The sequence below is a fragment of the Piscinibacter lacus genome, from assembly GCF_016735685.1.
In the GTDB taxonomy this organism is placed as follows: Bacteria; Pseudomonadota; Gammaproteobacteria; order Burkholderiales; family Burkholderiaceae_C; genus Aquariibacter; species Aquariibacter lacus.
Genome location: NZ_JAERRA010000001.1, coordinates 147,952 through 171,876, shown reverse-complemented (window position 1 = coordinate 171,876; position 23,925 = coordinate 147,952). Strand labels below are relative to the sequence as shown.

The 23,925-nt window shown below is 67.6% G+C and carries 15 protein-coding genes; 10 read left to right on the top strand and 5 right to left on the bottom strand.

The window, feature by feature from the left end; translation table 11 throughout:
- Nucleotides 1–20 precede the first annotated feature (20 nt).
- The 5 genes from JI742_RS00725 to JI742_RS00705 all read right to left on the bottom strand — a co-directional run bounded on the left by JI742_RS00725 (nt 21) and on the right by JI742_RS00705 (nt 13,752).
- Nucleotides 21–1,430, bottom strand: a complete 1,410-nt coding sequence (locus JI742_RS00725; protein WP_201823050.1) for a caspase family protein — start codon at nt 1,428–1,430, stop codon at nt 21–23.
- Nucleotides 1,427–10,186, bottom strand: coding sequence for a two-partner secretion domain-containing protein (locus tag JI742_RS00720; RefSeq protein WP_201823047.1), 8,760 nt, complete (start codon nt 10,184–10,186; stop codon nt 1,427–1,429). Before JI742_RS00720 ends, JI742_RS00725 begins: the two co-directional genes overlap by 4 nt.
- A gap of 21 nt (nt 10,187–10,207) precedes the next feature.
- Complete coding sequence (locus tag JI742_RS00715; protein ID WP_201823046.1) at nt 10,208–11,929, bottom strand: ShlB/FhaC/HecB family hemolysin secretion/activation protein; 1,722 nt, start codon at nt 11,927–11,929, stop codon at nt 10,208–10,210.
- Complete coding sequence (locus tag JI742_RS00710; protein ID WP_201823044.1) at nt 11,926–12,483, bottom strand: OmpA family protein; 558 nt, start codon at nt 12,481–12,483, stop codon at nt 11,926–11,928. The genes JI742_RS00715 and JI742_RS00710 overlap by 4 nt, the downstream gene beginning before the upstream one ends.
- 189 nt (nt 12,484–12,672) lie before the next feature.
- A complete protein-coding gene (locus tag JI742_RS00705; protein ID WP_201823043.1) occupies nt 12,673–13,752 on the bottom strand; it encodes a hypothetical protein in 1,080 nt (359 codons plus the stop codon).
- A 293-nt stretch (nt 13,753–14,045) separates the two neighbouring features.
- On the opposite strand from JI742_RS00705, the gene tssA reads away from it, so the two are divergent.
- The 10 genes from tssA (at nt 14,046) to tssG (ending at nt 23,918) form a co-directional block, all read left to right on the top strand.
- Nucleotides 14,046–15,128: a type VI secretion system protein TssA gene (tssA, locus tag JI742_RS00700; protein ID WP_201823042.1), complete on the top strand. Its 1,083-nt coding sequence runs from the start codon at nt 14,046–14,048 to the stop codon at nt 15,126–15,128.
- A gap of 97 nt (nt 15,129–15,225) precedes the next feature.
- Nucleotides 15,226–15,726, top strand: coding sequence for a type VI secretion system contractile sheath small subunit (gene tssB, locus JI742_RS00695; protein WP_201823041.1), 501 nt, complete (start codon nt 15,226–15,228; stop codon nt 15,724–15,726).
- A 33-nt stretch (nt 15,727–15,759) separates the two neighbouring features.
- The gene (tssC, locus tag JI742_RS00690; RefSeq protein ID WP_201823039.1) at nt 15,760–17,253 is read left to right on the top strand and encodes a type VI secretion system contractile sheath large subunit; all 1,494 of its coding nucleotides are present in this window, start codon (nt 15,760–15,762) and stop codon (nt 17,251–17,253) included.
- 73 nt (nt 17,254–17,326) lie between these two features.
- Nucleotides 17,327–17,863: an Hcp family type VI secretion system effector gene (locus JI742_RS00685; RefSeq protein WP_201823036.1), complete on the top strand. Its 537-nt coding sequence runs from the start codon at nt 17,327–17,329 to the stop codon at nt 17,861–17,863.
- Nucleotides 17,864–17,911: 48 nt separating this feature from the next.
- Entirely contained in the window at nt 17,912–18,424 is a 513-nt protein-coding gene (locus tag JI742_RS00680; protein ID WP_201823033.1) for a type VI secretion system tube protein Hcp, read from the top strand.
- Nucleotides 18,425–18,431: 7 nt separating this feature from the next.
- Nucleotides 18,432–19,073 (top strand): type VI secretion system tube protein Hcp, encoded by a 642-nt coding sequence (locus JI742_RS00675; protein WP_201823031.1) that lies wholly within the window; start codon nt 18,432–18,434, stop codon nt 19,071–19,073.
- 557 nt (nt 19,074–19,630) lie between these two features.
- Entirely contained in the window at nt 19,631–20,443 is an 813-nt protein-coding gene (locus JI742_RS00670; RefSeq protein WP_201823029.1) for a type VI secretion system accessory protein TagJ, read from the top strand.
- Nucleotides 20,436–20,963, top strand: a complete 528-nt coding sequence (tssE, locus tag JI742_RS00665) for a type VI secretion system baseplate subunit TssE (protein ID WP_201823027.1) — start codon at nt 20,436–20,438, stop codon at nt 20,961–20,963. Before JI742_RS00670 ends, tssE begins: the two co-directional genes overlap by 8 nt.
- A gap of 8 nt (nt 20,964–20,971) precedes the next feature.
- Nucleotides 20,972–22,840 (top strand): type VI secretion system baseplate subunit TssF, encoded by a 1,869-nt coding sequence (gene tssF / locus JI742_RS00660; RefSeq protein ID WP_201823025.1) that lies wholly within the window; start codon nt 20,972–20,974, stop codon nt 22,838–22,840.
- Nucleotides 22,841–22,850: 10 nt separating this feature from the next.
- A complete protein-coding gene (gene tssG, locus JI742_RS00655; RefSeq protein WP_201823022.1) occupies nt 22,851–23,918 on the top strand; it encodes a type VI secretion system baseplate subunit TssG in 1,068 nt (355 codons plus the stop codon).
- The last annotated feature ends 7 nt before the right edge of the window (nt 23,919–23,925 follow it).

The following is a 23,925-nucleotide window of genomic DNA, read 5'->3' as shown; positions in this document are numbered from 1 at the left end:
GCTGCCCCGGCCACGGGGCGCTATTTGCGCAGGTGGTCCAGCGAGGGCGGCGGCGTGTAGCCCAGCTCGCGCGCCCGGCTTTCGAACTGGGCCGCCAGCAGCGGCTGGTCGACCTTGCGGTAGTGCAGGGCCAGCTCGTAGCTGGCGATGCCGTTCCCGAGCGCGGCGGCATAGGCCATCCAACCCTCGTAGCGGCTGCGTTCCGCCCCGGTTTGCCGCTGGGTGTGCAGGCGGCCGAGCCGTGCCGCGGCGTCCTTGTCGCCCCGGGCGGCTTTGCGCAGGTCGTCGACGACGCTTGGCGAGGCCTCCGTCATGTTGAAGGCGCTGCGGTAAAGCCGAACATCGCGACGTTGCAGCGCTTCGGCCGCCTGGCTGGCGCCGTCGCGCATGACTTCCGCACGTCCTCTCAGCCGGCCCTGCGGGTAGCGCTGAAGGTAGTCCTCCGCCAGCTTGCGCACATCGGCCGGCCAACTGGCCTGCTCCAGGGCCTCCAGCAATCGGGCTTCGTCTTCGGGGCGGGCCTCGGCGGGTGCGCTGGCGGCCTGCGGCGCAGCCGCAGCGCGGCTGCGGGGAGCGAGCCGCGACCGCCGGGGTGCGTTCTCGGCAATAAAGGGCACCTGGGCAAGCTGGCGGATGGCGGCCACCGGGTGCGCCTCCATCACCTGCTGCACATCGCGCTTGACGAGGCGGAACAGGTCCGGGAAAGAAAGCTCGCCGTCCGCTTGCTGCAGCACCTTGACCAGGGAGCCGGTGTAGAAGGTGTTCTGCGTCTCGACGGCGGGCGCGATCGCCGGCTTGCCCGCGGCCGTGGCGAAGCTGATGAGGCATCCGGTGGGGGCCTCGACCTGGTTGAGGCCGCCGCCCTGCAGGGCCTCCTTGAGGGAGGTGCGGCAGGCATCGATCACCGCAATCGACAGGCCGGTGGCCCGCTGCGGCAACTGCTCGATCACGTCGCGCGTGAGTTGCAGGCTGCTTCGAAGCAGGTGATCGGCTGCATGCGCCGGGCTGATGCCGGCCCCCACCATCAGGTTCTCGGCTTCGACTTGCAGCCCGTGACCCGTGAAATAGAACAGCACGGTCGCATCCTCAGGCGCTTGGCGTGCGAGCTGCCCAAAGGACTGGATGGCCTGGAGCAGGGCCGCTGGCGCGAGGTCCACGGCCTCGGTGACCACGAAGCCCCAGCGCTCCAGCGCGGCCCGCAGATCCCGCACGTTCTTGTGGACCGGGGGCAGGTCGTAGGGCGAGGGATAGTGACGGTTGCCGATGAGCAGGGCCAGCCGGACCTCGTCGCTCTCGGTCGCCTGGATGGGGGCGGCACCCAGGCCCGCACCCAGCCCGCAGGCCAGCGCGATCGGCAGTTGGCAGAGCTGTCGTCGATGGGTCTGCCAGGCCTTTGAAGGGGGTGACTTTCGACTCAAGATGCGGTTCACGGTGCGCAGCGCAGGCCGGTGCTGGCAAGGTCGCAGAGGAGCGGGGGGCGCAGGCCCTCGGTGCCTTCGGTGGCCGGGCGGCCTGGGCCGACCTCGGCGATCACGCCCTGGCGCAGGCGGGACGCGGCATTCTCCGTCCGGACGGCCTCTTCGAATCGATCGCGGCGGGCGCGCTCGATGACTGCGATCACGCTCGACAGCGCACCCTGCTCTTGCGGGGTGAGGGCGGTCTCGCCGTTGTAGAAGACCCGGACGTTGGAGGCCGTCGGATCGTAGAAGGGCACGGGCATGACCGGACCCCCGATGAAGACAAAGCGGAAGGCGCTGGCGTCTCCGACGATGCGGGGCTGGACGCCGACCAGGCCGCCCACGGCGTCGCCGACGATGGTCTGGATCCAGTCCTCGGTGGCCGGCCCGCCGTAGGGATTGCCGATCGGCAGCCCCCCCGCGGGCAGCAGCAACTCGAAATTCAGCGAGGGCTGCTGGGTCAGCGGCGTCTGCGCCGCCAGGAAGGGCAGGCGTGCGCGAATCTGACCATCCGGAGCCGGCGGCAGGGCCAGGTCGTCGCCGGTGTTGGTGGTGATGCGATCCGCGCGCAGGTGCACCACGTCGGCCTCGATGCCCGCACGCAGCGCATCGGGCGGCCCCAGCGGATCGAAGCGGCCCGCCACGGCGATTTGATCGCCGCTGAGACGCACCACACCCAGTTCGAGCGGCGCGATGCCGCTGGGCGGATTGCCAAAGCGCAGCGTGCTGCTTTCGCCGGCCGTGCCGCTGACAGCCGAGACGGTGCCGCCGAAGCTGTTGACCGGCCGGCCCGCCAGATCGTTGCGGTCCAGGCGTATCGACCCCAGTGCGGGCGCGCGCAGGGCAAGGTGACTGCCCGCCGCCGTGAGAAGCCGGCCGGTGGCGCCCTGCACCATCACGGCCTCGTTCTCGAACAGGGGCCGACTGCCAAAGGTCAGCGGCGTCGGGCCGCTGAGGAGGGCGGTGCTTGCGCTCGGTGCCGCACGGGCCGTCAGCACCAGGCTGCCGCCCTGGAGATCGAGCAGGCCGTCGATGCTCAGCATGCCGCTGCTGTCGATGCTGCTTGCGCCCGTACCCGTCAGATGCAGGTCGGCCAAGTGCAGATCGGACGAGGTGGTGGCCAGCTCGACTTCCTGGGCCCGGACGGTCGACGAAGTGAAGTCCAGACTGCCGGCGACCAGGCGGAGCCGCAGCGGGGCCGCGCCCAGGCCGATGCTCTGCGCCACGTCGATGGAAGCGGCCTCGGCACTCAGGCGATGGGCGCCGTCGACCGCCGCGGCAAACAGTATCTCGCCGCCGGGCGCCGTCAGCGTGGTGTCCACGCCCAAGGTGACCGCGCCAAGATAGCGCTGGTCGGCGCTGGTCTGGACCATGCCGCCCTCCAGCAGGATGCTGCCGGCGCTCAGCTCAAGCATGCCGAGGGCCGTGCTGCCACCCACCGCACCGTTGAAGTCCACGGTGCCTGCCGAAACGGTGAGCGAGGGGGTGCCGTCGACCGTGCTGCCGAAGCTCACGGTGCCGGCCCCTGCGGCCAGGGTGGTGTTCGCACCCAGCGTGACGGCACCGGTGTAGGTCTGGTTGCCGGTGCTGGTGATCGCGCCGCCGCTGAGCTGGATGGCGCCGGCAGAAAGATCCAGGCTGCTGAGCGGGGTGCCGCTGCCGACAGCACCCTGGAGGTTGATGGTGCCCGCCGAGACAGCAAGCGTCTGTGCGCCGTCCACCGTGCTGCCGAAGCGCAGGGTGCCCGTGCCTGCGCTCAGCACGGTGTCTGCCCCCAGCGTGACGGCGCCGGCGTGGGTCTGGTGGCCCGTGCTGGTGATCGCGCCGCCCTGGAGCAGGATGGACGTGACGCCCAGATCCAGGCTGCTCAAGGGCGTGTGGCTGCCGACAAGGTCCTGGAAGCTCACCGACCCGCCAGAAACGGTGAGCGCCTGGGCGCCGTCGACCGTGCGGCTGAAACCCACGGAGCCCCCGGCCAAGGTGGTGTCTGCGCCCAGGGTGACCGCGCCGGCGTAACGCTGGCCGCCCGCGGTCGTGACCCTGCCGCCATCCAGCAGGATGGATGCGGCGTTCAGCTCCAGCCCGTTCAGCGCGACACCGACGCCGACCGCTCCGTTGAGATCCACCGTACCGGCCGAGACCGACAGCATGTGGTTGCCATCGACCGTGCTGTCCAAGCGCACCGTGCCCGCAACCGCGGAAAGGACGGTGTTCGCCCCCAGGGCGACGGCGCCGCTGTAAGTCTGGTTGTCGGTGGTTCGGATCGAGCCGCCATCCAGCGCGATGGCGGCAGCGTTCAGCGTCAAGCTGCTCAGCGCCGTGCTGCTGCCGACCGCAGCATTGAAATCGACCGTGCCACCGGACACAGCCAGCGCATGGGCTCCGTCGACCGTGCTGCCGAAGCTCACCGTGCCGACATCGGCGGTCAGGGTGGTGCCCGCCCCGAGCGCGACGGCGCCGGAGTAGCTCTGGTTGCCGGTGGTGTTGATCGCACCGCCATCCAGCAGGATGGATGCGGCGTTCAGCCCCAAGCTGGTCAGGGCGGTACCGACGCCGACGGCGCCGTTGAGGTCAACGGTGCCCGCCGACACGGACAGCGAGCGTGCGCCGTCGACGGTGCCGCCAAAGCTCACCGTACTCGCAGGTGCAGTTGCGGCCAGGGTGGTGTCCGCGCCCAGCGCCACGGCGCCGGCGTAGGTCTGGTTCCCGCTGGTGGTGATCGCGCTGCCGTCGAGCGAGATGGTCATGGCGTTCAGCGCCAAGCTGGTCAGCGCCATGCCGCCACCGACGATCCCGTTGAGATCGACCGTGCCCGCCGAGACGGACAGCGAGCGGGCGCCATTGACCGTGCTGCCAAAGCTCACTGTGCCCGCGCCGGCAGACAGGGTGGTGTTCGCTCCCAAAGTCACCGCGCCGGAGTAGGTCTGGTTGCCCGTGGTGCTGACCGCGCCACCGTCGAGCGAGATGGACATGGCGGTCAGCGCCAGGCTCGTCAGCGGTGTGACGCCACCGACGGCCCCGTTGAAGTCCACCGTGCTGCCCGAGACGGCCAACGCCTGCGCGCCATTGACCGTGCTGCTGAAGCTCACCGTGCCTGCAGTGACGGCCAAGGTGGTGTCCGCCCCCAGCGTCACCGCACCGGTGTAGGTCTGGTTGCCTGTGGTGGTGATCGCAGCGCCATCGAGCGTGATGGACATGGCGTCCAGCCCCAGGCTCGTCAAGGCCGTGCCGCCACCGACGGCCCCATTGAGATCGGCCGTGCCTGCCGAAACAGACAGCGAGCGGGCGCCGTTGACCGTGCTGCTGAAACTCACCGTGCCGGCCGTTGAGGTCAGGATGGTGTTCGCGCCCAGCGTCACGGCGCCGGTGTAGGTCTGGTTGCCTGCGGTATTGATCGCGCCGCCGTCGAGCAGGATGGATGCAGCCGTCAGCTCCAGGCTGGTCAGCGCCGTGCTGCCACCAACGGCGCCGTTGAGATCGACCACGCCTGCCGACACCGCAAGCGAGCGGGCGCCATTGACCGTGCTGCCAAAGCTCACCGTGCCCGCAGGTGCAGTTGCGGACAGGGTGGTATCCGCGCCCAGCGTCACCGCGCCGTTGTAAGTCTGGTTGCCGCTGGTGGTGATCGTGCCGCCATCGAGCAGGATGGATGCAGCCGTCAGTCCCAGGCTGGTCAGGGCCGTGTTGCTGCCGACGACGTCGTTGAGATCGACGGTGCCCGCCGAGACGGACAGCGAGCGTGTGCCGTCGACGGTGCCGCCAAAGCTCACCGTACCCGCAGGTGCAGTTGCGGCAAGGGTGGTGTCCGCGCCCAGGGTCACGGCGCCGGAGTAGGTCTGGTTCCCGCTGGTGGTGACCGCGCCGCCGTCGAGCAGGATGGATGCAGCGGTCAAGCCCAGGCTGGTCAGGGCCGTGTTGCCGCCGACGACGTCGTTGAGGTCGACGGTGCCCGCCGAAACGGACAGCGAGCGGGCGCCATTGATCGTGCTGCCAAAGCTCACCGTGCCCGCGTCGGCCGACAGACTGGTGTTCGCCCCGAGCGTCACAGCACCCATGTAGCTCTGGTTGCCTGTGGTGCTGATCGCGCCACCGTCGAGCGAGATGGACGCAGCGGTCAAGCCCAGGCTCGTCAGCGCCGTGACACCACCCACGGCCCCATTGAAGTCCACCGTGCCGCCCGAAATGGCCAGCGCCTGCGCGCCATTGACCGTGCTGCTGAAGCTCACCGTGCCCGCACCGGCCGACAGGTTGGTGTTCGCCCCCAGCGTCACCGCACCCATGTAGCTCTGGTTGCCGGTGGTGTTGACAGTCCCGCCGCCCAGCGAAATCGAGGAGCCATCCACGCTCAGGGAGTTCAGCGCCACGCCGCTGCCGAGGGCGCCGTTGATCTCCACCGGACCGCCGTCCAGCGACAGGTTACGGGCGCCGTCGACCGTGGCGCTCAGCTCGATCCTTCCCTCGGTCTGCAGGTGCACGTCGGTCGGCAGGCTCAGCGCACCGACGGTGATGACCCCGGTGCCACCGTCGCGACCGATCTGCAAGATCCCGAAGCTGGCGAAGAGATCCAGCGTTGCCTGCGACAGCGACAGCATGCCCGCCCCGCCCGCGACACCGATGGAGCTGCCGTCTGCACTGGGTGCCAGCGTGGCCGTGCCTGTCCCGTTGACGGTGGACCCCACAGCCAGCGTGGCGAAGAACAAGCTCAGATCAAGCAGCGGCATCGTCGCGCCGACTGCGCCGCTGAATGTGATGCCGTCGCTGGCATCGATGGAGAGGTTGTGGCTGCCGTCAACGGTGTTGCTGAAGCTCACCGTGCCGGCCGTTGAGGTCAGGATGGTGTTCGCGCCCAGCGTCACGGCGCCGGTGTAGGTCTGGTTGCCCGTGGTGCTGACCGCGCCGCCGTCGAGCAGGATGGATGCAGCCGTCAGCTCCAGGCTGGTCAGCGCCGTGCTGCCGCCGACCGCACCGTTGAGATCGACCGTGCCCGCCGACACCGCAAGCGAGCGGGCGCCATTGACCGTGCTGCCAAAGCTCACCGTGCCCGCAGGTGCAGTTGCGGACAGGGTGGTATCCGCGCCCAGCGTCACCGCGCCGTTGTAAGTCTGGTTGCCGCTGGTGGTGATCGTGCCGCCATCGAGCAGGATGGATGCAGCCGTCAGTCCCAGGCTGGTCAGGGCCGTGTTGCTGCCGACGACGTCGTTGAGATCGACGGTGCCCGCCGAGACGGACAGCGAGCGTGCGCCGTCGACGGTGCCGCCAAAGCTCACCGTGCCCGCAGGTGCAGTTGCGGACAGGGTGGTGTTCGCTCCCAACGTCACCGCGCCGTTGTAAGTCTGGTTGCCGGTGGTGGTGACCGCGCCGCCATCGAGCAGGATCGATGCAGCCGTCAAGCCCAGGCTGGTCAGCGCCATGCCGCCACCGACTATCCCGTTGAGATCGACCGTGCCCGCCGAAACGGACAGCGAGCGGGCGCCATTGATCGTGCTGCCAAAGCTCACCGTGCCCGAATCAGAAGACAGGGTGGTGTTCGCTCCCAAAGTCACCGCGCCGGTGTAGGTCTGGTTGCCCGTGGTGCTGACCGCGCCACCGTCGAGCGAGATGGACGCAGCGGTCAAACCCAGGCCCGTCAGCGCCATGCCGCCACCGACGATCCCGTTGAGATCGACCGTGCCGGCCAAGACGGACAGCGAGCGGGCGCCATTGACCGTGCCGTCAAAGCGCACCGTACCCGCAGGTGTAGTTGCAGACAGGATGGTGTCCGCCCCCAGCGTCACCGCACCCATGTAGCTCTGGTTGCCGGTGGTGTTGACAGTCCCGCCGCCCAGCGAAATCGAGGAGCCATCCACGCTCAGGGAGTTCAGCGCCACGCCGCTGCCGAGGGCGCCGTTGATCTCCACCGGACCGCCGTCCAGCGACAGGTTACGGGCGCCGTCGACCGTGGCGCTCAGCTCGATCCTTCCCTCGGTCTGCAGGTGCGTGTTGGTCGGCAGGCTCAGCGCACCGACGGTGATGACCCCGGTGCCACCGTCGCGACCGATCTGCAAGATCCCGAAGCTGGCGAAGAGATCCAGCGTTGCCTGCGACAGGGACAGCATGCCCGCCCCGCCCGCGACACCGATGGAGGTGCCGTCTGCACTGGGTGCCAGCGTGGCCGTGCCTGTCCCGTTGACGGTGGACCCCACAGCCAGCGTGGCGAAGAACAAGCTCAGATCAACCAGCGGCATCGTCGCGCCGACTGCGCCGCCGAATGTGATGCCGTCCCTGGCATCGATGGAGAGCTTGTGGCTGCCGTCGACCGTGCTGCTGAAGCTGATGTCGCTGCCTGCGGCCGTGGCGCGCAGGGCCGCGTCCGCACCCAGCGTCACGGCGCCGGTGTAGGTCTGGTTGCCTGCGGTATTGATCGCGCTGCCGTCGAGCAGGATGGACGAGGCCGTCAGCTCCAGGCTGGTCAGGGCTGTGCTGCCACCAACGGCGCCGTTGAGATCGACCGTGCCGGCCGACACCGCAAGCGAGCGGGCGCCATTGACCGTGCTGCCAAAGCTCACCGTGCCCGCTGGTGCAGTTGCGGATAGGGTGGTGTTCGCCCCCAACGTCACCGCGCCGTTGTAAGTCTGGTTGCCGGTGGTGGTGACCGCGCCGCCATCGAGCAGGATGGATGCAGCCGTCAAGCCCAGGCTGGTCAGGGCCGTGTTGCCGCCGACGACGTCCTTGAGATCGACCGTGCCCGCCGAAACGGACAGTGAGCGGGCGCCATCGACCGTGCTGTCAAAGAGCACCGTGCCCGCACCGGCCGACAGACTGGTGTTCGCCCCGAGCGTCACAGCACCCATGTAACTCTGGTCGCCGGTGGTGCTGACCGCGCCGCCGTCGAGCGAGCTGGACATGGCGTTCAGCGCCAGGCTGGTCAGCGCCGTGCCGCCACCGACGGCGCCGTTGAGATCGACGCTGCCCGCCGAGACGGACAGCGAGCGGGCGCCATTGACCGTGCTGCCGAAGCTCACCGTGCCCGAATCAGAAGACAGGGTGGTGTTCGCGCCCAGCGTCACCGCGCCGGTGTACGTCTGGTCGGCCATGGTGTTGACCGAGCCCCCCATGAACTGGGTCGCGCCCGTCACCGTCAGGCTGTTGCCGCCCAGGCTGGCGTTTGCGTTCAAGACCAGCAGCGTGCTCTCGAAGCTCAAATCGCGGGCGCGGACCGCGACGTTGGCCTCAAGCACGATGCTGTTGCCAGCCTGGACCTGCAGGTCGCGCGCGCCCAGGTTAAGCGAATCCTCGAAGGTGATGGTGTCGCTGGCAGTCAGCAGCACGTCACCGACCACGGCCGCGAGGGCCGCAGGCGAAATGGTGAGGTCTCCGCCCGCGGGCAGTGGGTTGGCATAGGGATCCATGCCGTCCGCCCTGATCACGAGGCTGTCGGGGTCCAGCAGCAAGAGACCGGACTGCCCGGCCGTCGCGCCGGTGTCGACACTGCCGGCGAAACCCAGGCCCCGCAGGCCGGAGACTTCGACCCGGCCGCCGTCGCCCTGCAGCGATCCGCCGCGGGCCGAGATCCGGCCCTGGAATCGGCTGATGCCGTCGGACCAGACGACGACTTCGCCGCCCCTGCCGTTTGCGGTGGCATCGGCGCGGATCTCGGCTCCGGACTCGACGCCTACAGACTCGGCCCGGCCGACTGTGTCCAGTGCAGCACCCTGCCAGCCGCCGCCCAGAGCAACCGTGCCGCCGCCTGCATCGCCGGAGGCATCGATCCGTGCGCCGCTCTGCACCGCCAGGGCTTGGCCACCCACCTGCACCGAGCCGCCGCGCGTGCCCGCCTCCAGGCCCTGCACCTCGACGCGGCCGCTCAGGACGACCTGGCCCTGGCTGCCGCCATCGATGATGACGCGCCCGTCTCGCTGGCTCAGGCTGCGAGCCTGAAGCAGGCCGTCCATGTTGAGCACGGTGTCGGCCAGGGCGCTGCGGGCCTGGGCCCGGAGCTGGATGAGACCGCCGTCGGCCTGGATGCGACCGAGCTGGTCGAGACGCTGGCTCACCTGGTCGCCCCGCGCTTCGAAGAGCACGAGGCCGTCGCCCTCGATGTCGACCCGCACCCGGTCGACCGCAGCCAGCGCCACCCGGCCTTCGCGGGCTTCGATGAGGCCGCGGTTGATCACCAGCGGCGCCACCAGGGCCACGGTGCCGCCGTGGGCGGTGATCGTGCCGGCATTCAGCACGGTGCCCGCCTCGGCGGTGACCAGGCTGTCCTCGCCGAAGCGGTAAAGGCCGGCCATGAAGTCGACCGTCGAGATCGGCAGGGTCGAGGCCACCAGCGAGCCGACATCGATACGCGCACCCTCGCCGAAGACGATGCCGTTCGGGTTGACCAGGAAGACCCGGCCGTTGGCCTGCATCTGGCCCAGCAGGTGGCTGGGATCTGCACCCACCACGCGGTTGAGCAGCACCGAGCGGCTGTCGGGCTGGAGGATGCGCAAGGTCTCGTCGGCCCCGATCGAGAAGCCCTGCCAATCGATCACGGCCTTGCTGCTGCCTTGGCGGACCAAGCCTTGCCGGGGCCCGTTGCTTTCGACGGTGGCCTGTCCGGCCACGACCTCCGCCCCGGTGGGCAGGGCCAGGCTTGCGCCGCCGTGCATCAGCAGTGCGCTGGCGAGCGCCACGGGCGTGAGCAGGGGGTGGCCAAGTCGGCGCAGGCCGGCGGGCCGGAGGGGCGAGGTGGGGCAGGACCGCTTCATGTCATCCCTCGGGGCTGCGCGCTAGAAAGACTTGCTGAGCAGCAGGTGGACCCGCGGCGTGCGATCGACCGGATCGCTGCGCCCCTCGCCGATCAAAGGCCAGGCCAGCGAGGCGCGGATGGTGAAATCGCCCGGCCGGTCCCAGACCAGGCCAAGGCCTGCGCCGGCCAGCGTGGCCTCGTTGTCCATGGCGACCAACTGGGCCGAGGTGTCGCTGCGGTAGCGCACATGGCCGACATCGAGGAAGGCGCTGAACACCAGCTCGCGCGCCCGCCGGCCGAACCAGGCTTCCGGGGGCAACCAGCGCAGTTCCGCGGTGGCCACCGCACCCCGGTCGCCGGTGCCCTCGCCGGGTGCGAAGGCGCGCACGCGGTCGGGGCCGCCGAGCTGGAACTGCTCCGCGCTGTCCAGGTTGTCGGGGGTCCACTGGCCGCGCAGGCTGAGGTAGAGCAGCAGCTTGGCGTCCACGATGTTCTGCAACCGGGCGATCTGGCCGCTGAGCACCACGAAGCGATCGTCGACATCGTCGAAGACCTGGGGCGGATCCAGGTCGATCTGCCCCAGGGCCAGACCCAGCTCGTAGGTGTTCACGCCGCCGCTGAGCAAGGCGTCGCGCCAGTCGCCGAAGACGCCGATGCGCAGGGCGTCGATGGCCTTGTCGCGCGCGAAATCGGTCAGGCCCTGTCGATCCTCGAAGCGCTTCAGGTCCAGGCTCGCCAGGCCGAAGAGATTCAGGTTGCGGCTGCGGATGAAGGGATGCAGGCCGAAGGCGGTGAGGGTCGCGATGTCGCCGTTCAGGTCGATCGGCAGCTTGTCCTTGTCGATCTGGTAGTCGACATAGGACAGGGACAGGCCTAGCTTGAGGCCGTCGTCGCCCACCGGCCGGGTGTAGCTCGCCAGTGCAAAGCGCAGGCCCGTCGTCTCGGAGCTGAGGAGGTTGAAGACCAGTCCGTCACCGGCCCCGGTGGGGCTGTTCCACTGGGCCAGCGCGCTGAGGCGCCATTCGCCCGAGAAGCGCGAGCCGTGGTTGTCGAGGTCGTAGCGCTGGCTCCAGCGCGATTCGGGCTGCGGCGTGACCACGAGGGTCGCGGTGCCCGGGGTCCGACCGGCCTTGACTTCGAAGCGCGCCGTCATGCCGCGCAGGTCGTTGATCAGGAAGACCGTTCGCTCGACATCGCGCACGGTCAGGATGGAGCCGGGCACCAGGCGGGCGAGGTAGCGCTCCACCACGCTGCGATCGACCGGCATGCCCTCGGGCCACGTGAGCTGGACTTCGTCCAGCCGGCCCTCCAGCACGGCGATCCGGATCTCTCCATCGCTCGCCGGCTGCTCCGGCAGGTAGGCGTAACCAAGGTAGTAACCCAGCTCGCTCTGCAGGAAACGCGTGACCGCGGCGGCCGCCTCGACCAGGTCTTCGTAGCTGCGCTGTGGCCCGACGAAGGCAGCCGTCAGAGCGGGAAGGGTCTCGCGCAAGGCGGCGGGGGCTTGCTCGTCGACCACGAAGCGCCGCACGTCGATGCGCAGCTCGTCCTGGGGTTTGCCAAGCTCCCGGGGGATCGGCCGGTCCGGCAGATCGACCGACCGGCCGGCGGGCAGGCTGGGCGCCAGGTCCTGCGGACGGGGGAGGATGCCAGCCTCCGGCAGCGGTTGGGCCTGCGCCAGCCCCGCGCAGACCAGCGCGATCAGTCCGAGACCTCGAAGCGCCGGCGCGTGCCGGCGCAGGCCGAGCCGGCGCGATTTCACTCGGCCCGCCCGATCTCGACCCGGCGGTTCTCGCTGGCGGCCGGGTTCTGCGCGTTCTTGGGCTCCTTGGCCCCCAGGCCGACCGTCTGCAGCGAGGCCGGATCGGCGCCCTTGCTGACGAGGTAGGCCTTGACCGACTCGGCGCGCTTGAGCGAAAGCGCCAGGTTGCCAGCCGCCGAGCCGCTGGCATCGGCGTGGCCGATGATGCGAACACCCTGGCTGCCCTTGGGTCGACCGCGCAGCACGTCGGCGAACACGTCGAGCTGCTTGCGCAAGCCCTCCGGAAGCTCTGCCGAGCCGAGCTTGAAGCTCGCCGCGGGCAGCGAGAAGCGAACGGCCGGCTTCAGGCCCATGCAGCGAAAGCCGTTGGCTTCAAGCTCCTTGCAGGCATCGTCGGGAAACAGGCCTTCCTTGACCGCCGCCGCCTCGGGCACGCTGGTTCCCAGGTCGATTGCGGGAGCAGTTTCGGCGGCATGGACGCTGGCGCCCATCGCCAGGATGGCGCCTGCGCTCAGCGTGCGAAGGATGGAAAGCAGGGGGCCTTTGGCTGACATCTCGGTGATCTCCTTGGGGCGCGATATGCGACTGCGGTCCGAATCCGGGGCGCCGCCGCTTGTGCGTCTGGACTTGTGCGTCGTCGGGAAGTGTGAGGGCACGACTCCCTTTTGTACCGCGTGCAAACGGGGAGCCTCGGCTCAGATACTCCCCCTGCTTGAGGGGGTGGGATATCCCTGGGCTGCGGATCAGCGCGCCGAAACCTGCATGCCCGCGGGTACGGCCGCGCGAAACGCCGCGCGTACTGCGGCGAGCTGGGTTTCTGTCCACCCCAGCAGTTCGGCGGTGAAGACCCGAGGATCCGGCGTATGCATCAGGAAAGCCTGGGTTTCATTGGCCATGAGCAGTTCGTCACGCGGGTCGTAGTCCAGGCTGGCGAGGAAGGTCCGGAAGGACGCGCGCTGTGCCTCGCTCAGGGTGTTGCGCCAGAAGGCCAGGACCTGCTGCTGGTAGGCCGCATGGGTGAAGAAAAACCCGTGGCTGAGCTCATGGCGCAGCACGGTCTCCCGACGCAGCGCATCGACTTCTTCGTCGACCAGGGTGGCCGGGTCGTCGGACTGAACGGCCGTGAACGCAACGAGGGCCTGGACGGTGTCTGAATCCGGGCTTCTCGCGTCGGGCTGGGCGGGGGGCGAGAGGAATCCGGCCTCCCGCAGGAGGCGCTGGAGCTGGGCCTCCTCCGGATTCAGCGCAAGGCCCTGGCGGGCGATGAGCTCGAAGAAGCGCTGCACGCTCTCGGACGCGTAGTCGTGGCCTTGATAAAAGCTCGCAGTGCTGTCCCCGGAGCGTCGCAGGAAGTCGGCCATCTCGTCGAGGCTCAGGACGCGGTCACGCGGCGCGCCGCGCTTTTCCACCAGCGCGGCAAGCCGGTTGAGGGCCCTTCCCTGCGACAAGAGATCGGGAAACTCGATCACGAGGATCTGCGGCCGCTCGGCCAGACGCGCCACACGCCATGCGCTGCCGGGCGCGGCACGCAGCAAGTCCTCGAAGCGCAGGTGCGCGCCGCTCGCGGCGGCCGCCTTCGCCGGTGCCCGTGGCAGCGGTTGCGATGCAATGTGAGTGTTCACCTGCGCTTGAGGGGCTGCTGCCAGCTCCGGGGGGGCGTCCTGCCGACTGATCCAGTGCCACCCCGCCAGCCCGAGGACGCAGGCGAGGCCCGACAGCGCGAGCGAGCGGCGTCTGAGCCGACTCGGCTGCCGCTCAGCTTGGCGGATGCTGCCGCGCGCCGGCCGCGGCGCATCCGACCGGGCGGCCCGGGGCTTCAGCAATTGACGCGTTGTTTCGCGGGGGTCTGTGCGCACGGGCCATCTCCGATGCCGGGCGCCGACAGCCCGCAAGACATTCCACACCGGAGGGCGGGTGGGGGCAAGGTGAGAACCCGCGACCGCAAGCGGTCCGAAGAGCCTATCGAAAACCCTAGGAATACAACTTGTAGCAGTTTTCCAGGGGGGCTCGCCGTTGACGTGTCCCGAGGGCGCGGTGCTACATTCTGACGACTAGGCCGTCAACATGCCAAGTCACATGCGTTTGAGTGCTCGTTTTTCGACGACCGAAACCAACCATGGCTGAATACTCCATCGATGCGTGGTTGGAGCCCCTCGAAGGCGAGGTATGCGGCGTCAATCTTGAGTATGACGTCGAGTTTTTCGAGCTGAACCAAGCGCTCGCAGGCAAGCCCGAGACACAGTTTGCCGCGGCCGAACCGCCGCAGTGGGCCTCGGTTCGCGATCAGGCCGAGGCGCTCATGGGCCGGACGCGTGACCTGCGGGTCGGGATGGCCTGGGGCCGTGCCTGCGTCAACCTCGACGGCATCGAGGGTTTGAGCCCGGTGCTGAAGCTGCTCGCCGGATGGATGGAGCGCTTTTGGGCCGAAGTGCATCCGCAGCTCGATCCGGACGACGGGGACCCCTTCTCCCGGGTCAGCGTGCTCGGTGGCTTGAGCCAATGGAATGACTTGCTCGGGGATGTGCGCAATGCCCTGGTGGCCTCGGACCGCCGACTCGGCGGTCTGCGCGTCCGCGACGTCGAGGTCGCGCTGGAGCGCCTGAGCCCGAAGCCGGGTGAGACGGTTCGCACCCTGGGTCAGATCCAGGGGATGTTCGGCGAACTCCCCGAGCTCGCGGCCCGTCTGCGGGAGCAGCAGGCCGACGCGGCGCAGGCCGTGCGGGATCTCCAGAAACTGATGAACAGCCAGTTCGGCACGGATGTGGCGGTGGATCTGGTCGAGATGCGCGGTCTGCTCCATGCCGTCGCTCAGGCCCTGCCCGAGCCCGTCGCTGCCGAGGTGCCGGGGGAGGGCGACCCGTCCGAGAACGCAGGGCCAGACGCTGACCGCGGCGACCCTTCCGGTGGTTTCGCCGCGCCGCGGGCTTCCACGGGTCGCGGGGGTGCCGGCGCTGCCGGTCGGATCGAGTCGCGGCAGGACGTCATTCAGGCCCTGCAGCGCATCTGCGACTACCTCGAACGGCACGAACCCACCAACCCCGCGCAGCTTCTTTTGCGTCGGGCGCAGCGCCTCATCGACAAGGACTTCATGCAACTGGTGCAGGACCTCGCGCCCGATGCCGTGGCCGAAGTCGCCCGGATCATGGGCGTTGACCCCGACAGCATCCCCCGAATCGGGGTGGATGATGGTTCCTCTTGATTCCAAGGCAGGCCGCGCGGCGTAAAACGCGTTGGCCGTCCCGCGACACCCCGTGTGCCGCAACGACCGTGTCCCCGCTCATCCTCGGAGAACATTCATGGGCAGCAGTCAGAAGTTCATCGCACGCAACCGGGCGCCGCGCGTGCAGATCGAGTACGACGTCGAGCTTTACGGCGCAGAGAAGAAGGTCCAGTTGCCCTTCGTGATGGGAGTCATGGCCGACCTCGCCGGCAAGCCCGAAGACCCGCTGCCGCCCGTCGCGGACCGCAAGTTCCTGGAAATCGATGTCGACAACTTCGACACCCGCATGAAGGCGATGAAGCCGCGGGTCGCCTTCCAGGTGCCGAACACTCTGACCGGCGAAGGCAATCTCTCGGTGGATCTCACCTTCGAGAACATGGACGACTTCTCCCCCGCCGCCGTGGCGGCCAAGGTCGACGGCCTGAAGCAACTGCTGGAAGCACGTCAGCAACTGTCCAATCTGGTCACCTACATGGACGGCAAGGGCGGAGCCGAGGAACTGATTGCCCGCATCCTCAAGGACCCTGCGCTGCTCGGCTCGCTGGGCGCTGCGCCCAAGGCGGGCGACCCGACCTGATCCGCCAACGACATTCCCCCGGAGCAAGCGCATATGGCCGAATCTCTCCAGTCCCCCTCGACTGCCTTTGCCGGTGTCACCCTGGAAGGCAATGATTTCGCATCCCTGCTGTCCAAGGAATTCAAGCCCAAGAGCGACGAGGCACGCAACGCGGTCGAAGCCGCCGTCCAGACCCTGGCGCAGCATGCGCTGCAAAACGTCCAGTTGATCAGCTCGGACACGGTGGCCTCGGTCGAGGCCATGGTGGCCGCGATCGACCGCAAGCTCAGCGAGCAGGTCAACCTCATCCTGCACCACGCCGACTTTCAGAAGCTCGAATCCGCTTGGCGTGGCCTGCACTACATGGTCAACAACACCGAGACCGACGAGCAGTTGAAGATCCGCGTGATGCCGATTTCCAAGCAGGATCTCGGCAAGACGCTCAAGCGCTACAAGGGCACGGCCTGGGACCAGTCGCCCCTGTTCAAGAAGCTCTACGAAGAAGAGTACGGTCAGTTCGGCGGCGAACCCTTTGGTGCCATCGTCGGCGATTACCACTTCGACCATTCGCCCCCCGACGTCGAGCTGCTGGCGGAGATGAGCAAGATTGCCGCGGCCGCGCATGCGCCCTTCATCACCGGTGCTGCACCGTCGGTGATGCAGATGGAGTCCTGGGGTGAGCTGGCCAACCCGCGCGACTTGACCAAGATCTTCACCACGCCCGAATACGCGGCCTGGCGCTCGCTGCGTGAAAGTGACGACGCCCGATACCTTGCGATGTGCATGCCGCGCTTCCTCGGGCGACTTCCCTATGGCGCCAAGACCTCGCCCGTCGACGAATTCAATTTCGAGGAAGACACCGTCGGCGCAGACCACGACAAGTACGCATGGTGCAATGCTGCATACGCCATGGCGACCAACATCAACCGGTCCTTCAAGGAATATGGCTGGTGTTCGCGGATCCGTGGCGTGGAATCGGGGGGCGCCGTCGAGAACCTGCCTTCCCACATCTTCCCCACCGACGATGGCGGGGTTGACATGAAGTGCCCGACCGAGATCGCGATCTCGGACCGGCGCGAAGCCGAATTGTCGAAGAACGGCTTCCTCGCGATGATCCATCGCAAGAACTCCGATTTCGCGGCTTTCATCGGGGCACAGTCGCTGCAGAAGCCCGCTGAGTATGACGATCCGGATGCAACGGCCAATGCGGCGCTGGCGGCTCGCCTGCCCTATCTGTTCGCGTGCAACCGCTTTGCGCACTACCTGAAGTGCATGGTCCGCGACAAAGTCGGCTCGTTCAAGTCGCGTGAAGAGATGGAGCGCTGGCTGAACAATTGGATCCTAGATTATGTTGACGGTGACCCAACCAACTCGTCGGAATCTGTCAAGGCGCAGAAGCCGCTCGCAGCCGCAGAGGTGTCGGTTGAAGAGGTGGAGGGTGCGCCCGGCTACTACCAGAGCCGCTTTTTCCTGCGGCCGCACTACCAACTCGAAGGCCTGACCGTTTCGCTGCGCTTGGTTTCCAAGCTGCCCAGCGAGAAGGGCTGAGTCGAGAGTCCGTTGACCTGCAAACCTGCCGGACACCACTTAAGTACGGCACCTTCAATCGAGGAGCACTACCATGCCTGGAAACGCATTCATCAAGTTCAGTGATGTCACCAAAGGCGAGTCACTGCAAGAGACCCATTCAGGAGATAAAGGATGGATTGAGATCGGAGATTGGAGCTGGGACATCGAAGCCGAGACAAGCTTCCTCAAAGGGGCGGGCGCCTCGGTTGGCAAACCTACGCCGGGCACGATGTCCTTTTCGCACTACTTTGATCTGGCATCTCCGGTCATCATGCAACGCATCGTCCAGGGGACACATTTTGCCGACGTGCACATTGTGATGCTCAAGCAGACCGGCGCGAAGGATGGCAGGGGAGAGGTCTATTTCGCCATGACGATGAAAACGGTGTTTATTACGAAAGTTTCGACCAAAGGGGGCGAGGACGGAGCGGTCAACCAAGATGTAGAAATGGTCTTCAAAGAAATTTCCATCGGTTATAAGCCGCAGAATGGTGCGGGCGGTGCTCTCGGGCTGCAGACCAACTTCATGTGGGATATCTCAAAAATGAAGACTGAAGGTCCGGCAGCTGCTAACATGAAGGTTCAGTAAGTCCTCGGGCTTGGTTCCGGTGGTTCCTTTTCGACTTTGCGAATTCTCATGTCCACACAGATCTTTCTGCACATTGAGGTCCAGGGTCGAAATATCACCGGCGAAGCCACCACCTTGGGTTACGAAGGCGAGATCGAGGTTAACAGCTTTGATCTCAATATGGATGTCGAGGGCACGTCGTCGCAGACCGCCTCGTCCAAGCGGCAGGCGCGCTATGGCAATCTTAGCGTCACAAAGTACTACGACAAGGCGTCGGTCAACCTTGCCCGCTCGCTTGAGCGGGATGCCCTGATCGATCATCTCCGACTCACCGTTGACCAGCATCACATTGAGTCATCGCAGAAGAAGGAGCAGAGTCCGATCATGCTCATCGAACTTTTTGATGGGCGAATCGAGAACATTGATGTCCGTCTCAGTGACGGCGACAAAGGAGCCACGATTGAAGAGACCGTGAAATTCTCCTACCGGAGGCTTGAGGTCACCTACGTGCCCTTGGACTTGGACCGTACTCGCCATCATGCAGGCATGACCTTCAGCGCCATAGCGCCCGCGGTGGATTGACGACCCAATGACAACCCACTGCTACCTGAAGCTTCTCGACAAGGGCGGGGCCCAGGTTCCCGGCGAAGCGGTCACGCCCGCCTATGAGGGGCAGATTGCTTGCGCGGATTGGTCCATCGACATCGGCATGCAAGCCCGGGATGGGAAGACGGGTCGGGGCGCGCGATCCATCGGGATGTCGCTGTTCAAGTTCAGCAAGGCGCCGGACAAGTCAAGCACCCGCATCATGGCGGCTCTCCGGGATGGCGAGCAGTTCACCCAGGCCATCTTCACCATTTACGAGGAACTCCAAGGCTCGCTAGACTTGACGGAGGGTAATTTCCATCTCGTCATCAAGCTCAATCAGGTGACGGTGCATGGTTACCAGGTGCAGGGTGGAACCAGCGACAAGGAAGTCACCCTCAAGGAGCAGTGCTCTTTCTATTACCAGAGCATCTACTTTGACTATGGGGGTGGCGTTACGCTCAAACAGCCACCCAATGCCCAAGCCTTCGCCCCGGCCAGCAAGTTGAACGAACTGGTCAACGAGGCCAAGAAGCTTTCAGCCAGTGATCGCAACAATCTGGTCAATCTGATCAAGAACATCCAGGACGATGACGGCGGCAAGTCTTCGACCTCGGGGAAAGGTGTGAAGCCCCATGGCTCTTGACAACTACCGGGACCTGAGCGATCGAAGCAAAAGCCTCTCGGCGGGCTTCCAGTTCGAGTTCAGTTGCAGCCATTGCAAGAGTGTCTGGCGCTCACCCTACCGACCTTTCCGGACGGGACAAATCACCGGCGTGCTCATGCATGTCGCTGAGTACGTTCGGATGTTCAGCAGGGCGGGGCGGATTGGGGCTGATGTGTCTGCTTACTCTGGGGACAAAGCTCACGCCCAGGCCAGGGATGAAGCCCTGGCGCTGGCCCGACAGCGTTACACCGAGTGTCCCAAGTGCCTGCACGCTTACTGCGAAAACTGCATGGACGGGTCGATCTGCGTGCCCTGCATGGCGTCTTCTCTTGATCACGCGCCCCGTGGAACCTTGGCAACGGGGGCGGAGGGCGCGAACTGCCCGCAATGCCAGGCCCCCGGCCTCGGCGGTCGCTTCTGCGCCGAATGTGGCTTTGACTTTGCGGCCACCCACAAGTCCTGTCCGGGATGCGGGGCCTTGTGCCAGCGCGCATCCCGCTTCTGCACCGACTGTGGCCACAGCTTCTGAATCGCCCATGACCCATCCTGCCTTGTCAGAAGCCGAAGCCGCGATCCGTGCGGGTTCGCCCCGCCGTGCCCTGCCGTCCCTGACCCAGGCGGTCCGGGCGGCGCCGGCCGATCCGCGTCTGCGTGTCTTCCTGGCCCAGTTGCTTTGCGTGCTGGGTCAGTGGGACCGGGCCCACACCCAGCTCAATGTGGCGGCGGACATGGATCCGAGCACCCATCCGATGCGCGAGATGGTCGGTCATGCCCTGCGCTGCGAACTGATGCGGGCGGCCGTCTTTCAGGGGCGAAGGTCGCCGATGATCTTCGGCCAACCCGACGAGTGGCTGGCCCTGCTGATCGAGTCGATGTTGCAGGCCGGCCAAGGTCAGCACGAACAGGCGCAGAGCCTGGCCGACCGCGCCTTCGAGGCGGCGCCGCCGAGTCCGGGTCGTCTTGACGGTCAGCCCTTTGCCTGGCTCGCAGATGCCGATTCGCGCCTCGGCCCGGTGCTCGAGGCCATGATCAACGGGCGCTACTACTGGCTGCCCTTTGCCCGCCTGAGCCGGATCACGCTGGAGCCGCCTGCCGACCTGCGTGACATGGTCTGGCTGCCCGCCCAGCTTGTCTTTGCCAACGGCGGCGAGGCCGTCGCGATGCTGCCCACCCGCTACCCCGGCACCGAGGCCAGCGAGGACGATGCCCTGCTCATGGCCCGGCGGACGGAGTGGCGCTCGGCCGGAGCCGAACGCTGGTTCGGGCTGGGCCAGCGCATCCTGGTGAGCGATCAGGGCGAGCACGACCTGCTGAGCCTGCGCGAGATCGAGTTCGACGGCCATGGCTGAGCTGAATTCGCGCGACCGCCTGCAACCCTCGCTGCTGGACCGCCTCATCGACAGCGCACCGCAGGAGGCGCGCGAAAGCGTCGAGGCCCGAATCCTTTCGCGGGCGCAACTCCGCGCCGCGGTGCTCCGGGACCTGACCTGGCTGTTCAACACCACCCGTCCCGAGCCCGAGCCCGCCTCGGAGCGCAAGGACGAGGTCGCGCTCTGGGCGCGACATGCCGAAGCCCGCCGTTCGGTGCTGAATTTCGGCATGCCGGCCTTTGCCGGCGTCACCCTGTCCTCGCTTGACCGGCTGGCGATGGAGCGGGCCGTGATCGAGTCCATCCGCTGTTTCGAGCCCCGGATCGATGCCGACACGCTGGATGTCGAGATCTCGATCAATCCCTATGCCCATCACAACACCGTGCAGCTCAAGATCCGCGGCCAGCTCTGGGCCCAGCCGGTGCCGCTGGAGCTGATGCTGGCGGCCGAGGTGGATGTCGAGACCGGCTTCACCCGCGTCCGGGACCTGCGGGCCTGAGCCGCACCATGGACCCCCGGCTGCTGCGCTACTACAACCAGGAGCTGCGCTACCTGCGCGAGCTCGGAGGCGAGTTCGCGCGCGAGTTCCCGAAGGTGGCGGCCCGCCTCGGCATGGAGGGGCTGGAGGTCAGCGATCCCTATGTCGAGCGCCTGCTCGAAGGCTGCGCCTTCCTGGCCGCCCGCGTGCAGCTCAAGCAGGACGCCGAGTTCCCGCGCTTCTCGCAGCGCTTGCTCGAACTCGTCTACCCCAACTTCCTGGCGCCCCTGCCCGCCATGCTGGTCGCGCAGATGCAACCCAAGGCCAGCGATCCCAACCTGCTGGCTTGTCCCGAACTGCCCCGCGACACGCCACTGTTCAGCGCCGCCCTGGCGCACACCCCGAACCGCTGCGAGTTCCGGACCGCGCAAGCCTTGCAGCTCACCCCGCTGAGCACGGTGTCGGCCGACTATTTCCGCAATGTCGGCGACCTGGGCCTGGCGGGGCAGGCCTTCACGGCGCGGCCGCGCTGCGGGGTGCGTGTGCGAGTCGCCCTGCCCGCCGGTGGAGATCTCGCCAAGCTGCGGCTCGACCGCCTGCGTTTCTTCATGGGCGGGCAGGTCGAGGTGGGCATGCGCCTGCATGCCTTGATGGTGTCCTCGTGCATCGGCGTGCTTGTCGGCACGCCCGGAAGCACCACCGCCCGTCAGTGGCTGGACGCGGAGGCCGTGCAGGCCGTCGGTTATGACGATGCCGACGCCATGTTGCCCGTCCAGCTCCACGGCTTCTCGGGCACACGCCTGCTGCAGGAGTACTTCGCTTTCGCCGAGCGCTTCCTCTTCATGGACCTGCGGGGCCTTCAAGCGCCGCTTTCCGCACTGCGCGGCGAGACGCTGGAGCTGAACTTCCTCTTCGACCGGCTGGGCGAAGGCCTGGATGGCGTGGTCGAACCCGCCAACTTCAGCCTGCACTGCGCGCCCGCGATCAACCTCTTCCCCAAGCGTGCCGACCGCATCGGGCTGAGCGAGGGGCAGCACGAGTACCACGTCGTCCCCGACCGCACCGCACCGCTTGACTACGAGGTCTACGACATCCTCGGCCTCAGCGGCATCGACGACAGCGGGCGCGAGCTCGACTTCCTCCCGCTCTACGCCCCCGCCCACGACAACCCGATGCGGCAGAGCGCCTACTTCAGCGCCTGGCGCGAACCGCGCCTGCCCTCGGAGCAGGCCCGGCGCGACGGCCCGCGCTCGGGCTATGTCGGTTCCGAGGTCTTCGTCACCCTGGTCGATCCCGAGGACGCGCCGGTCGACACCGGCGTCCGGCAACTCTCCGTGCGCACCCGCTGCACCAACCGCGACCTCAGCATCTTCGTCGGCAGCACCGCCGCCGGCGCCGAGCTGAGCCTGGAGCCCGGCCTGCCGGTGCAGGGCGCCCGCTGCATCGCCGGCCCCTCGCGGCCGCACACGGCACTGCGTGAAGGCGGCGTCGCCTGGCGCTTCCTCAACCTGCTCTCACTCAACTACCTGTCGCTGATCGACACCGAGCCCGGCTCGGCCGCTGCCGTGCTGCGCGACATGCTGAGCCGCTTCCCGCTTGGCACCGAGCCGGCGCAGCGCCGGCAGATCGAGACGCTCCAGCGCGTGGTCGCGCGCAGCGTGGTGCGCCGTCATCCGGCCCCCGGCCCCATTGCCTTCTCGCGCGGCATCGAGATCGAGCTGCATGTGGACGAACTGGGCTTTGAAGGCAACAGCGCCTTGCTCTTCGGTGCCGCCCTGCACCACCACCTGTCCCGGCATGCCTCGACCAACAGCTTCGTCGAGACCGTGCTGATCTCCCTGTCACGGGGCGAGCTGATGCGCTGGCGGCCGATGCCGGGCCGCCGCGCGGTGCGCTGATCGAGCTGCCATGGACGAGCGCGAACTCCATCGTGAACGCCAGGCCGAGCGGCAGCAGGCCCACCAAGCCTGGCTCGATGCCCTTCGCGCCCGGCCCTATCGCCACGATTTCTACGAAACCCTGCGCCGCATCGATGCAGCCCATCCCGAGCTGCCGCGGCTTGGCGAAGCCCTGCGACCGGTGGATGAGCCTTTGCGCCTGGCCCAGTCGGCCGAGCTGAGCTTCGCCCCGGCCGCCCTGCACCAGGTCGAGACCGCCATCGACGGCCAGCCCCGGCTGCGGCAGCGCATCTTCGGCCTGCTCGGGCCGATGGGGCCGCTGCCCCTGCACTTCACCGAGATGGCGCGCGAGCGCAGCCGCAACCACGGCGACGCCACCTTGCAGCGCTTTCTCGACCTGCTGACGCATCGCTTCGCCCTGCAGTTCTACCGCGCCTGGGCCACCGCCCAGCCCGTGCTGGACCTGGACCGGCCCACCGATCCGGCCAAGCTCGACCGCCTCGCCTCGATGCTGGGCCTGGGCCTGCCCAGCCAGCGCGAGCGCGATGCCCTGCCCGACCGGGCCAAGCTCTACTTTGCCGGCCGCCTGGCCGGCCAGATTCGCGATGCGGACGGCTTGCAGTCCTGGTGCCGCTGCGAATTCCGGGTGCCGGTCCGGGTGGAGCAGTGGGTCGGCCACTGGATGCCGCTGGCCCGACCCGAGCGCAGCCGCCTCAGCCGGCGCCGCAGCGCCGGTCAGTCGCTCGGGCGCGATGCCGTGCTCGGCCAGAGCGTGTGGGACGTGCAGCACAAATTCCGCATCGTCATCGGCCCGCTCGACCTGGCGCGCTACCAAAGCTTTCTGCCCGGTGGCCGCGAGCTGGCCCAGCTCCACGCCATGGTGCGCCAGTGGCACGGGCTGGAGTTCGCCTGGGAGCTGCAGCTCGTCTTGCGCCGCGAGCAGGTTCCGCCCCTCAAGCTCGGCCGGGGTCGCGCGCGGCTGGGCCTGACGAGCTGGCTCGGCCATTACCGCAGCCCGCGCGACGCCGATCAACTGCATCTCAAGCCCGAACGCCCCCAGCGGGCCGTGACCCCCTAGACCCGAG

Coding starts and splice junctions, on each gene's coding strand:
- JI742_RS00720 (WP_201823047.1), bottom strand. CDS start 10,186: ATGAAGCGGTCCTGCCCCACCTCGCCCCTCCGGCCCGCCGGCCTGCGC.
- JI742_RS00710 (WP_201823044.1), bottom strand. CDS start 12,483: ATGTCAGCCAAAGGCCCCCTGCTTTCCATCCTTCGCACGCTGAGCGCA.
- tssA (WP_201823042.1), top strand. CDS start 14,046: ATGGCTGAATACTCCATCGATGCGTGGTTGGAGCCCCTCGAAGGCGAG.
- tssB (WP_201823041.1), top strand. CDS start 15,226: ATGGGCAGCAGTCAGAAGTTCATCGCACGCAACCGGGCGCCGCGCGTG.
- tssC (WP_201823039.1), top strand. CDS start 15,760: ATGGCCGAATCTCTCCAGTCCCCCTCGACTGCCTTTGCCGGTGTCACC.
- JI742_RS00685 (WP_201823036.1), top strand. CDS start 17,327: ATGCCTGGAAACGCATTCATCAAGTTCAGTGATGTCACCAAAGGCGAG.
- JI742_RS00680 (WP_201823033.1), top strand. CDS start 17,912: ATGTCCACACAGATCTTTCTGCACATTGAGGTCCAGGGTCGAAATATC.
- JI742_RS00675 (WP_201823031.1), top strand. CDS start 18,432: ATGACAACCCACTGCTACCTGAAGCTTCTCGACAAGGGCGGGGCCCAG.
- JI742_RS00670 (WP_201823029.1), top strand. CDS start 19,631: ATGACCCATCCTGCCTTGTCAGAAGCCGAAGCCGCGATCCGTGCGGGT.
- tssE (WP_201823027.1), top strand. CDS start 20,436: ATGGCTGAGCTGAATTCGCGCGACCGCCTGCAACCCTCGCTGCTGGAC.
- tssF (WP_201823025.1), top strand. CDS start 20,972: ATGGACCCCCGGCTGCTGCGCTACTACAACCAGGAGCTGCGCTACCTG.
- tssG (WP_201823022.1), top strand. CDS start 22,851: ATGGACGAGCGCGAACTCCATCGTGAACGCCAGGCCGAGCGGCAGCAG.